Below are 11871 nucleotides of genomic sequence, written 5' to 3'. Positions count from 1 at the left end.
ACTCTCTCTCCTGCTTCCTCAGCGTTCTGGTTTGTCGTTACTGACTCTGTTCTTCGGCAAACCAGGGTTCACGCGCTTTCATAATCAGTTGCGCGGCTTTTTCTTCATCCATCTCATCAATTTCCATCAGCTCATCGACGGATTGCTCGGCCAGATCTTCCATGCTGCAGATTCCCTTACCGGCCAGCTTGTAGGCCAGGTTCTGTTCCATACCTTCCATATTGAGCAAGTCTTCCGCCGGCTCGGTGCTGTCGACGGTTTCCTCGGTGCTGATGGCCCGGGTCAACAGAACATCCTTGGCCCGGCCTCGCAATTCTTCAGCAATCGCCTCATCGAATTCCTCAATCGCCAGCAGTTCATCCATGGGGACATAGGCAACTTCATCGATAGTGGTGAAACCTTCCTGTACCAGGATAGAAGCCACTTCTTCATCCACGTCCAGCGAGTGCATAAATTGCTTTTGAACCCGCTCGGATTCCTCTTCACTCTTGCTTTCCATATCCGCGACGGACATGACATTCAATGTCCAGCGGGTCAGCTCACTGGCCAGTTTAACGTTCTGGCCGCCCCGACCGATGGCCTGGGACAGCTGTTCCTCGGCCACAGCGATATCCATGGTGTTGGTATCCTCATCCACCACGATGGATTCAACATCCGCCGGTGACATGGCGTTGATCACAAACTGGGCGGGATTCTCATCCCACAGAACAATATCGATACGTTCGCCGGACAGCTCGTTGGACACCGCCTGGACCCGCGACCCGCGCATACCCACGCAGGCACCAACCGGATCGATGCGCGAATCATTACTGCGTACTGCAATTTTGGCGCGGGAGCCGGGATCGCGCGAGGCGCCGAGAATGTCGATGAGGCCTTCACCGATCTCAGGGACCTCAATTTTGAACAGTTCGATCAAAAACTCGGGCGCGGTACGGCTGACGAACAGTTGCGGGCCACGCGCTTCGGGACGAATTTCCTTGAGATAGCCGCGAATCCGATCACCGGGGCGTACCGATTCACGCGGAATCATGTCTTCGCGCGGAATAATCGCATCGGCGTTGCCACCCAGATCGAGATAGACATTGCCGCGTTCAACCCGCTTGACCACGCCCATCACCAGCTGGCCGACCTTGCTTTCATATTCTTCAATAATCTGGGCGCGCTCGGCTTCGCGAACTTTTTGCACGATGACCTGCTTGGCCGTCTGCGCGGCGATACGCCCGAACTCAATCGACTCGACCTCTTCCTCGACAAATTCACCAACCTGAATATCAGGCTCTTCATACTGTGCCGCGCTCACTGTGGTTTCGCGCTCCGGGTGCTCCATGGCGTCATCTTCCACCACTTCCCAGCGACGAAAGGTTTGATAGTCGCCATTATCCCTATCGATACTGACTCGCAAATCAACATCGGTGTTGTAGCGCTTTTTGGTCGCTGTGGCCAGCGCACCCTCGATGGCGCCAAAAATGGTATCCTTCTCCACGCCTTTCTCGTTGGATACCGCATCAACCACCATCAAAATTTCTTTGTTCATAACCCGGCCTCTGAAAGCAAAATCAAATGCAAGCTAACTGTTTAAATCGGTTGTCGCTTCGTTTCACAAAGCGATTAATGACTCTGCATAATCGCATCGTAATCGGGGATCAGGTTGGCTTTTTCAACCTGATCCACGTTTAATTCATACACCTCACCGGCATCATCGATAATCCGGACGACATTGCCGTCCACGCTCTCGATACGCCCCGCCACTTTGCGCCGCCCGTCAACTGCATGACGCAAGCGCAGCCTGGCTTTCTCACCGATAAAGCGGGTGTAATGTTCAGGCGTAAACAGGGGTCTATCCAGCCCCGGCGAGGAGACCTCGAGATTATACTGCCCCCGGATCGGATCCTCGACATCCAGCACACCGCTAATCTGGTGACTGGCCTGCTCACAATCTTCCAGGGTGATCCCCTCTGGCGAGTCAATAAAGACCCGAACCACTGTATGCTTGCCCTGGGACTGATGCTCGACGCCCACCAGCTCATAGCCCAGTGCCTGTACGGCCGAGGCGATCAGTGTGGTCAGCCTGTCTGTTGCCCGTCCCATTTTTCGGTACACCCCTAAACAAAAAGTGGGCGCGAGGCCCACTTCCTGAATAACACCAAATTCGTGCCGGATTGTAACACCTTATATATAGACCCGGCAATCCTGCGGGGGCAAATTTACTGCCTTACCCCGCAGCATGCAAGGCCCTCGACCGCCATCGACTCAGGGAAAGGCCGGAATGGTCGGGTCGACATCGCGCACGTCGGCTTCCGGGTGGTGCTGTTTGACCTTATCCGAGAGCGTTTCGACCTGTTCCACGGGCACATCGACCATCATCAACAGGTGCCCCTGCTCGATCTTGGCCCAGAAGGCTTCCAGCCGGGTATTGGGGATGTTGACAGCCACCATGGTCGAGGCAAACAGCCCGATCAGCGCACCACCGACGGTGATCGAGCCAACCGACCAGACCTCCAGACCGGCGACGATATAGCCCATCATCACGGCCAGACTGCCGAGTAACACACCGGCAAAGGCCCCGACAATCGCCCCGAGCTGGGCGCCATGGACCAGATCACTGCGCTGCAACAGGGACGCTTCAGGCAGATCGCCCAGCTCCATATCGGAACGGGCCAGCACATGGATATGCCGTTCTTCGATTTTCGCCAGTAACAATTCGTCATGAATCGCCTGGGCCGATTTAACATCGGGAAGTACAAAATATAACCGCCTTCTCATCACACACCTCCTTCCTCGTCATTGAGGGTTGGTCGGGCCGGGCCCGAGCGCTGGAGAAGAATTTCGTCTTGTTATTTCCAGTATAGTTGACAAAAACAGTTTGGATAGTGCGCCGTCCTGCAATGGCGGTGTCTGACCCGCCTCACCGACCCGGCTGAACAGACGTTTTCAACGCCGCATCAAGTTCCCATCCCTTTGCATTCGGGGAGCCTGCGCTTCCCGGACACCCGGTGAATCCTCCCCTGTAACCGACGGTCCTGGAAGTGACAGGCATCTTGTACGTCGACCGGTATTCCGAACGCCAGTTTTACGTGTAAAGTGTCAGATAAAGCGCCAGGCACCGGCAATGCGACACAGGGGGACAGGTATGGCAAATCTGCAGTTTCTTGGAGCCATCGGCGAAGTGACCGGCTCGGCCTATCTGATACGCACCGACCGCAGCACCTTGTTGCTCGAATGCGGTTTACATCAGGGTCGCGGCGCCGATCAGGCCAATGAAGCGCCCTTTGAGTTTAGCGTGGCGGAGATCGATGCAGTCGTGCTCTCCCATGCCCATCTGGATCACAGCGGCCTGTTACCCAAACTGGTGAAGGAGGGCTACCGGGGGCCGATATACATGACCCGGGCCACCCACGATCTCATCGAGATCATGCTGCACGATGCGGCCTTTATACAGATGAAAGATACCGAATGGGAAAACAAACATCGCCGTCGGGCCGACAAAGCCCCGCTTGAGCCACTTTATACCGACAAGGACGTCGAGACCACACTGCAACTGCGGCAGACACTCGATTACCAGCAGCGTACCCCGATTACCCCGGACATACAGCTCCAGTACCATGATGCCGGGCATATCCTTGGTTCGGCGATTGTGGAACTGACGCTCGAGGACACCGACCCGCCCCGGCGACTCGTCTTCTCCGGCGATCTTGGCAGTACCCACCATCCGCTGTTGCAGGATCCCGAGTTCCTGCAACAGGCCGATACCGTGTTGCTCGAATCCACTTACGGAGATCGCAACCATCGATCTTACTCCGATACCGTGGAAGAATTTCATCAGGCCCTGCAAGCCGCCAATCATGCCGGTGGCAATGTCCTGATCCCCGCCTTCGCCGTGGGCCGCACCCAGGAAATACTGTTCTGGCTGGGCAAGTTTTATCGCCAGGGACGCCTGCCCCAGCAGCAGATCTTTCTCGACAGTCCCATGGCGATTTCCGCCAGTGAACTCTATTTTCGCTATCTGCATTTGTTCAACGACGACGATGCGCAGACCTTTGTCGAGACGGTCAAACATCGCTGGGAGGAGTGGTTACCGGGTCTGCGCTGTACCCGTACCGTCGAGGAGTCGATGCAAATCAACCCGATTCAAGGTGGCGCAATTATCATTGCCGGCAGCGGCATGTGCACCGGGGGACGTATCAGCCATCATTTGAAAAACAACCTCTGGAAAAACAATACCCACCTGATCATCGTCGGCTTTCAGGCCGCCGGCACACCCGGCCGCGCCCTGGTCGACGGTACCGAGCGGCTCAAGCTGTTCGGTCACGAAGTCCAGGTAAAAGCCCACATCCATACCCTCGGCGGCTTCAGCGCCCATGCCGACCAGCAACAACTGCTCGAATGGGCCAGCCACTTCAAACCCCGACCGAAACTCTATCTGGTGCACGGCGAGCAGGACAAACGCGAAATCCTGCAGGAACAGTTCCGCCAGCAATACGACTGGAACGCCCGCCTGCCCGCCTACAAGGAAAAAATCGAGCTGTAAAAACCTCTCACTTCTCGCCTCTCTGGAAAATAACGCGGAGGTCGCGGAGGCGCGGAGGCGCGGAGAATGCAATTAAATAATTTGTTGCTTGCTTGACGTCATTATCTGCCGGAATAACAATGCCTATCCGCATAACTTGTATTCACCCCTTGTTATTGCAGGTTGATCGTAACCGCCATGCACCTTACCCGATCTATTAAATCGCGGGACAACTTTCCTTCCGCTGTTGACTGCCATCTGCTATCTGCCAACTTTTACAAATTTTCTCCGCGCCTCTGCGCCTCCGCGACCTCCGCGTTTTATTCCAGAACCTTGGACAAGTGACCTGCTGCAGGAAGATTCTCACTCCCGGCCAGGCTGTGCTAAGTTAGGTGGTAACTATTGAATCAGGACGGGAATCCTCATGCGTATTGCACTGATTGGTCTGGGCAAGATGGGGGCCAATATGGCCCGGCGGCTGTTGCGTCAGGATATCGAGGTGGTCGGGTATAACCGCTCGCCCGATATCGTCAACCAGCTGGCGGCGGAGGAAAATCTGCTCCCCGCAGACAGCCTGGAGCAGGCGATTGAGCAACTGCCGGCACCACGTATCGTCTGGCTGATGCTGCCGGCCGGCGAGGTGACCGAACAGACCCTGCAGACCCTGCCCGGCCTGCTGGAACCGGGCGATATCGTGGTCGACGGCGGCAATGCCAATTATCACAACAGCCAGCGCCGCGCGGCCATGCTGGCCGAACACCAGATTGGTTTTGTCGATGCCGGCACCTCCGGCGGGGTCTGGGGACTGAGTGAAGGTTACTGCATGATGGTCGGCGGGGAGCGCGCGCACGTGGAACCGCTGCTGCCGGTACTCAAGGCGCTGGCCCCCTCTGCTGACAGCGGCTGGGCCCATGTGGGTCCGGCCGGTGCCGGCCACTTCACCAAGATGATCCACAACGGCATCGAATACGGCATGATGCAGGCCTATGCCGAAGGCTTCGCCCTGCTGCAGGGCAAACAGGAGTTTGATCTTGATCTGGGACAGATCAGCGAACTGTGGCGTCACGGGTCGGTAGTGCGCAGCTGGCTGCTGGATCTGAGCGCCGAGTTTTTACAACAGGATCAGCAACTGGCCAATATCCGTCCCTATGTCGCCGACTCCGGCGAGGGGCGCTGGACGGTGATGGAGAGCATCGATCAGGGCACCGCCGCACCGGTACTCGCGCTGGCCCTGCAAATGCGTTTTGCCAGCCAGGATGAGACGGCCTATGCCAACCGGATCCTGGCCAAGATGCGCGAAGCCTTTGGCGGCCATGCGGTAAAATCCGAATGATGGAACTGGAACCCTGCACCTTTATTGTTTTCGGCGCGACCGGCAACCTGGCGCGCAACAAGCTGCTGCCCTCCCTCTACCATCTGGAAGAAGCTAACCGGCTTCCGGATGACATGTGCGTCGTCGGTTTTACCCGCAAGGCAATGAGCGAAGCGCAATGGCATGACGAAGTCACTGAACTGTTACGCGAGCGTGCTCGCGACGGCCTCGACGAAAACGTTCTGCAACGCCTGTTACAGCGCCTGCATGTTTTCAGTGGGGATATGACCCAGGGCGAGTCATTGCAGGATCTCAAGGCCTACCTGGAATCTCATTCAGGCATCCCGACAAACCTGGTGTTTTACATGGCGATTCCGCCTTCCTACTACTCGGCAGTCAGCCAGGCCATTGCCAGCGCGGGGCTGAACAATGAGGATCAGGGCTGGCGCCGTCTGGTAATCGAAAAGCCGTTCGGCTATGACGTGCAAAGCGCCACTCAGCTGGACGAAAACCTGCAAAAAACCTTCCACGAAAAACAGATATTCCGTATCGATCATTATCTTGGCAAGGGCATGGTGCAGAACGTGCTGGTATTCCGTTTTGCTAACCTGATGCTGGAGCCGTTGTGGAACCGCAATTACATCGACCACGTGCAGATCACCCACTCGGAAACCCAGGGCATCGCCGGGCGCGCTGCGTTTTACGATCATGTCGGCGCCATGCGCGACATGATCCAGAGCCACCTGTTGCAGATGCTGACGCTGGTTGCCATGGAACCGCCCGCCAATCTGGATGCCGAGTCCCTGCGCGACGAGAAGGCCAAGGTGCTCAAGTCGATCCGCCCTATTCCCCGGCGCGCCACCAATGCGCACGCCTATCGTGCCCAGTATACCCGTGGCAAGATCGACGGCCAGAATGTTGCCGGTTATGTCGATGAAGACGGCGTCCCCGCCGACAGCACCACCGAAACCTACGCCTCGCTGAAACTGTATATCGATAACTGGCGCTGGCGCGGTGTACCGTTCTATCTGCGTACCGGGAAGCGGCTGGCCAGGAACAGCTCCATGATCAGCATCCGTTTCAAGCATCCACCACAACAGCTGTTTCGCAAGACCCAGATTGAAAAACTCAAACCCAACTGGATACTGCTGGGGATCCAGCCGCAGGAATGTCTGCGCATGGAGCTGCAGGTCAAGGAACCGGGGCTGGAGATGCAGACCCACACCACCCGCATGGACGCCAGTTATTGCGGCATTAACGCCTATTCGCTCGATGCCTACGAAACCCTGCTGCTGGATGTCATCGAAAACGACCGATCGCTGTTTTTACGTTACGATGAAATCCAGCTGGCCTGGGAAATTGTCGATCCCATCGTCAAGGCCTGGGACAGCGACAACGAATTCATCCACACCTATCCCGCCGGCAGCTGGGGCCCGCCCGAAGACACCCGCCTCTTCGACCACGAAGACCACGACTGGCGCAACTCACTCGACGAAGAGTAAATCTCCATACTACGGATACACTGACAGTTCGGGATCTGTTCCTGGACGGTGGAATACAACGCGGAGGACGCGGAGGCGCAGAGTCGCGGAGAAGTGATTTCTAAATAATCATTGTTATATGGCTTCTCCATTCTCTCTCGCGAGGCCATATCAGAAACAAGCTACTCTTATGTACACCTTATTTGCTTCGAACGCGTTAAGCCGTGCATAAAATGCATTAAATCAACTGATATAAGCACCAATAAAACTCCGCGTCTCCGCGCCTCTGCGTCCTCCGCGTTGATTATCCGGGCCCGTAAAAAAAGAATGATCTTCCTCACCGTACACAGGTGGTATTTATCGGTTTCCGGCATACCAGGCGGCGCCGAGCAGGCCGGCGCGGGGGGTGGTGATGGCTTTGATCGGCATTGTCTCGAGCAGCTCTTTCATTGGCGGTTTGTTGTTGAAGGTTTCGAGAAAGTCGCTCTCTTCCAGGGCCGCAAGCAGATGGGCTGTGATACCCCCGGCCAGATAAACGCCGCCGGTGGCCAGCCCCACCAGGGCCAGGTTGGCAGCGCAGCTGCCATAGATACGGAAAAACAGGTTCAGTGCCTTCACGGCCTCTGGCTCCTCCTCCACCATTGCCAGGCGGCTGATAGTCGCCGGCGCGTCATCACTGTGTAATACCGGTTCGACTTCGACGCCCTGGCGCCAGGCATAATAACCATACAGCCGTACCAGCCCTGGCCCCGAGAGGATCTGCTCGTAACTGACACGCACACTGCTTCGCTGTAAAAACCGCAACAGATCGGCCTGTTCGTCATCCAGCGGCGCGAAGTCCATGTGTCCGCCTTCAGAAGGCAGGACCGTCAACGTGTCCTGATTGACACTGACCAGCGCCATGCCCAGGCCGGTGCCGGGCCCCAGCACGACCCGATTACCGCCGCTCACCTGGCCTGTCTGCAGAGTGTGATAATCCGTCTCGTTGAGTGCCGCCAGGCTATAGGCATTGGCGACAAAGTCATTAATCAGACTGACCCGCCGGATGGCAAAACGCTGTTCCAGTCGCTCGCTATCCAGCGTCCAGGGCAGATTGGTCAGGGCAACACGCCGATCCCGGACCGGCCCGGCTACCGCAAAACAGGCCGACGTTATTTGTGAATAAAGACCGTATTCATTCACAAAGCGTTCCAGGATCGTCTCAAACTCGGTAAAGTCGCGGGCAGGATAGTGCTGCTCACCACGAACGACAACCTGGCCCGACTGCACCTCGGCCAACAGGAGCCGACAGTTTGTCCCACCCAGATCCCCGGCAATAATCACGTCGACTCCGGCAGCTCGCTGGCGGCGGACCGATCCAGGTACCATTCAATGCGCCCCTGGGGGGCCAGTTTCTGGACCGGGTATTTGCGCTCGGCTTCGGAACCAAATACCCGGGCGACCACCGGTGTTTTCGCCTCGCCACTGACCAGCAGCATGAGATAGCGGGCCGTATTGAGCACCGGATAGGTCAGGGTCACACGCCAGCTGTTAAGTTTTTCGACATAGACACTGACCACCGGGGTATCGGTGACCGACAGTGCCGAGCTTTCAGGAAACAGTGATGCGATATGCCCGTCATCACCGACACCCAGCATAATCAGATCAAAACAGGGATAACCATTGGCTCCCCGATGGACATTTTCCAGCACCTGACGATACTCCTCCACCGTGGTCTCAATATCGGGCTGAACATGGATGGGATGTACATTGGCCTCCGGGATCGGGATATGATCGATCAGGGCTTCACGGACCATCCGGTAATTGCTGTCGGGATGATCGGCCGGAACATCCCGTTCATCGCCCCAGTAAAGATGGATCCTGTCCCAGTCAAGACTCTCCCGCTGTAACAGTTGGTAAACCCGTTTCGGCGTCGAACCGCCGGCCAGCGCAACGTGAAAACTGTTACGGGCGCGAATCGACTCGTTGGCCAGTTCCACCCAACGTTGCACGGCGGCATGGAACAGTTGCTCCCGGTCGAAATAAACCTGATACGGTTGCTGAGATTTCAAGCGTGGACTCCTGCGTTGATTCGTTCTTCAAATCAACATACACTGATTTGTGTAATGACTCTATAACTTGGCGAGTTCCTGTTCTCATGTCAAGACATGCTGCCTCCAGTCACGTCGAAGAAAACGGTTACCAGAAAGCCTGCGATCTCCTGCATGAATGCCGGACTCGCGTTGGTTTTCTTGCCAGCCCGACAGACAACGACAATTATCGACGTATCTGGTCCCGTGACGGCGTTATCCTCTCGCTGGCCGCCCTGCTCACCGGGGAACCGGATCTGCTCGAGGCGGCCAGGGAAACATTACAGACACTGGCGCGCTATCAAGGCCCCCATGGCGAAATTCCCAGTAACGTGGACCCGGCCGCGCAACGTGTCAGCTATGGCGGAACCACCGGCCGGGTGGATGCCTGTCTCTGGTTTGTCATTGGCTGTGGCGAGTATTGGAAAGCCAGTGGCGATCGCGAATTCATCGAAAAAATGGTGCCGGTACTGGAGAAAATCCGCTTCCTGCTCGGCGCCTGGGAATTCAACAATCGCGGGCTCATTTATGTGCCACAAGCCGGTGACTGGGCCGATGAATACCTGCATTCCGGTTATGTATTGTATGACCAGCTACTCTATTTACAGGCCTTGCGCACCCTGCGAACCGTGCATCAAGATCTGCAGGGCACCAGTGATCATCCTCTCAAGGAGCGCATCGCTCACCTCAAACACCTGATTCAGGCCAACTACTGGTTCCATAACGGGGATGGCATCCCCGATGATGCCTATCACGAGATTCTTTATCGCAAGGGGCGGGAAGCGGAATCCGGCTGTGCCGGGCGATACTGGATGCCTTTTTTCTCCCCTACCGGCTATGGCTATCGTTTCGATGCCTTTGCCAATATTCTCGCCTCGCTGCTGGATGTGGCCGAGGAAGAACAAAGTGAAGCGGTGGATGACTTTATTTATACCATTACACCGAAAAACCTGAACCTGATCCCGGCATTTCATCCGGTCATTCATCCCCCCGATCGGGACTGGACGGATCTGCAAATGACTTTCTCCTATACTTTCAAGAACAAACCGCATGAATATCATAATGGCGGTCTATGGCCGATGCTGACCGGCTTTTATGTTGCCGACCTGGCGCGCCGCGGCAAAGATTCACTTGCCCAACAGTACCTGGCCGGTATTCATCAGGCCAATGCCCTGGACAGCGATGGAGAACCCTGGAGCTTTCCCGAGTTTGTCCACGGCAGCAAATTCACTCCCGGCGGTACCCGCAAGCAGGGCTGGAGTGCCGCCGCCGCATTAATTGGCCACTGGGCCATCAAGGGCAAAAGCCTGTTTCGTATCGACCATGACTGAGCGCGTGTTGATCTGCACTGACCTGGATCGAACCCTGATCCCCAATGGCCATCCGCCCGAGTCGCCCCTGGCCCGTCCTCTACTGCGCCAGCTGGTGGAACGGGAGGAGGTATACCTGGCTTATGTGTCCGGGCGTGACAAAATGTTATTGAACGAGGCAATCCGGGAATGGCAGTTACCGATGCCCGATTACGCGATCGGCGACGTCGGTACCACGTTATATGCCATTGAGGGGGATCACTGGCAGCTCATGAGCTCATGGCAGGAAGAAATCAGCCGGGACTGGGGCGATTACCAGCGCACCGATATTGCCGGCTGGTTACAGGATATTGACGCCCTGACCCTGCAGGAAGTTCACAAGCAAAACGATTACAAGCTCAGTTATTATGCCCCTGTCGATATATCAGTCGATACTTTACTGAGCGACATCCGGCAACGGCTGGATGCCCGGCCCATACGTTACAACCTCATCTGGAGTATCGATGACCTCAAACAGATTGGCCTGCTGGATATCCTCCCGCAACGGGCCAACAAACTGGAGGCGATCCGGTTCTTGATGCAGGAACAACAGTTCTCCATCGATTCAACCGTCTTCTCCGGCGACAGCGGCAATGATCTTGAGGTCCTGACCAGTGAAATCCAGGCAACCCTCGTCAACAACGCCAGCGATGCCCTTAAACAACAGGCCACCGAAATGGCCCGGCAAAACAACTATGCCGATCGACTGTATATCGCCCGGGGCGATTTTCTGGATATGAACGGCAACTACGCCGCCGGCATCCTCGAGGGTCTCGCCCACTATATCCCTGCTACGTTAACCTGGATGAGTGATGCTATTCCCAGGGCTACTGATAATTAACGCAGAGTTCGCAGAGGCGCAGAGACGCGGAGAAAAACTAGTTCAGTTTCTCTGCGCCGTGGCGTCTCTGCGAGAGATTAGCGCTTTCCTTCTACGGCATACCTGTACCAAACAGGGATAACCACCGAAACACCCAACACACCGACCCACACAGAAAAAACAGTGGGTTGAATCATCGGTGGAACTGGCATATTCAGAGAAAGTCGCAGGCCCGATAAAGCAAAGCGGTATCGGGCAACCCCTCCTATTGCCGGACACCGCGTTGCTATGTCCGGCCTACCACTATATCCCTGCTACGTTAACCTGGATGAG

Annotated in this window: 10 protein-coding genes; 5 read left to right on the top strand and 5 right to left on the bottom strand. The window is 56.3% G+C overall.

Annotation, left to right across the window (positions count from 1 at the left end; all coding sequences use genetic code 11):
* Positions 1-37 precede the first annotated feature (37 nt).
* The 3 genes from nusA to RI563_RS00950 all read right to left on the bottom strand — a co-directional run bounded on the left by nusA (position 38) and on the right by RI563_RS00950 (position 2763).
* On the bottom strand, positions 38-1534 hold the full coding sequence (gene nusA / locus RI563_RS00960; protein WP_310692453.1) for a transcription termination factor NusA: 1497 nt from the start codon (positions 1532-1534) through the stop codon (positions 38-40).
* Positions 1535-1608: 74 nt separating this feature from the next.
* Complete coding sequence (gene rimP / locus RI563_RS00955) at positions 1609-2088, bottom strand: ribosome maturation factor RimP (protein ID WP_310692452.1); 480 nt, start codon at positions 2086-2088, stop codon at positions 1609-1611.
* A gap of 162 nt (positions 2089-2250) precedes the next feature.
* Entirely contained in the window at positions 2251-2763 is a 513-nt protein-coding gene (locus tag RI563_RS00950) for a DUF1269 domain-containing protein (RefSeq protein ID WP_310692451.1), read from the bottom strand.
* Between the two features lie 367 nt (positions 2764-3130).
* Between RI563_RS00950 and RI563_RS00945 the strand changes: the two genes are divergently transcribed.
* The 3 genes from RI563_RS00945 (at position 3131) to zwf (ending at position 7321) form a co-directional block, all read left to right on the top strand.
* Positions 3131-4528: an MBL fold metallo-hydrolase gene (locus RI563_RS00945; RefSeq protein WP_310692450.1), complete on the top strand. Its 1398-nt coding sequence runs from the start codon at positions 3131-3133 to the stop codon at positions 4526-4528.
* Positions 4529-4931: 403 nt separating this feature from the next.
* Complete coding sequence (gene gnd, locus RI563_RS00940) at positions 4932-5840, top strand: phosphogluconate dehydrogenase (NAD(+)-dependent, decarboxylating) (protein ID WP_310692449.1); 909 nt, start codon at positions 4932-4934, stop codon at positions 5838-5840.
* Positions 5840-7321: a glucose-6-phosphate dehydrogenase gene (gene zwf / locus RI563_RS00935; RefSeq protein ID WP_317622839.1), complete on the top strand. Its 1482-nt coding sequence runs from the start codon at positions 5840-5842 to the stop codon at positions 7319-7321. Before gnd ends, zwf begins: the two co-directional genes overlap by 1 nt.
* 336 nt (positions 7322-7657) lie before the next feature.
* On the opposite strand, the gene glk is transcribed toward zwf, so the two are convergent.
* Both glk and pgl read right to left on the bottom strand, forming a co-directional pair.
* Positions 7658-8623, bottom strand: coding sequence for a glucokinase (gene glk / locus RI563_RS00930; protein ID WP_310692446.1), 966 nt, complete (start codon positions 8621-8623; stop codon positions 7658-7660).
* Positions 8620-9351 (bottom strand): 6-phosphogluconolactonase, encoded by a 732-nt coding sequence (gene pgl, locus RI563_RS00925; protein WP_310692445.1) that lies wholly within the window; start codon positions 9349-9351, stop codon positions 8620-8622. Before pgl ends, glk begins: the two co-directional genes overlap by 4 nt.
* Before the next feature lie 86 nt (positions 9352-9437).
* On the opposite strand from pgl, the gene RI563_RS00920 reads away from it, so the two are divergent.
* Positions 9438-10700: an amylo-alpha-1,6-glucosidase gene (locus RI563_RS00920; protein ID WP_310692444.1), complete on the top strand. Its 1263-nt coding sequence runs from the start codon at positions 9438-9440 to the stop codon at positions 10698-10700.
* Positions 10701-10704: 4 nt separating this feature from the next.
* Positions 10705-11559: an HAD-IIB family hydrolase gene (locus RI563_RS00915; RefSeq protein WP_310692443.1), complete on the top strand. Its 855-nt coding sequence runs from the start codon at positions 10705-10707 to the stop codon at positions 11557-11559.
* Positions 11560-11871 lie beyond the last annotated feature (312 nt).

The sequence above is a fragment of the Thiohalophilus sp. genome (assembly GCF_031581315.1).
GTDB lineage: Bacteria > Pseudomonadota > Gammaproteobacteria > UBA6429 > Thiohalophilaceae > Thiohalophilus.
This window is presented reverse-complemented; position numbering and strand designations above follow the sequence as displayed.

Bases quoted from the DNA above. Each gene is read 5' to 3' on its own strand.
- RI563_RS00950 (WP_310692451.1), bottom strand. From the start codon at position 2,763: ATGAGAAGGCGGTTATATTTTGTACTTCCCGATGTTAAATCGGCCCAG.
- zwf (WP_317622839.1), top strand. From the start codon at position 5,840: ATGGAACTGGAACCCTGCACCTTTATTGTTTTCGGCGCGACCGGCAAC.
- RI563_RS00945 (WP_310692450.1), top strand. From the start codon at position 3,131: ATGGCAAATCTGCAGTTTCTTGGAGCCATCGGCGAAGTGACCGGCTCG.
- gnd (WP_310692449.1), top strand. From the start codon at position 4,932: ATGCGTATTGCACTGATTGGTCTGGGCAAGATGGGGGCCAATATGGCC.
- rimP (WP_310692452.1), bottom strand. From the start codon at position 2,088: ATGGGACGGGCAACAGACAGGCTGACCACACTGATCGCCTCGGCCGTA.
- RI563_RS00920 (WP_310692444.1), top strand. From the start codon at position 9,438: ATGTCAAGACATGCTGCCTCCAGTCACGTCGAAGAAAACGGTTACCAG.
- nusA (WP_310692453.1), bottom strand. From the start codon at position 1,534: ATGAACAAAGAAATTTTGATGGTGGTTGATGCGGTATCCAACGAGAAA.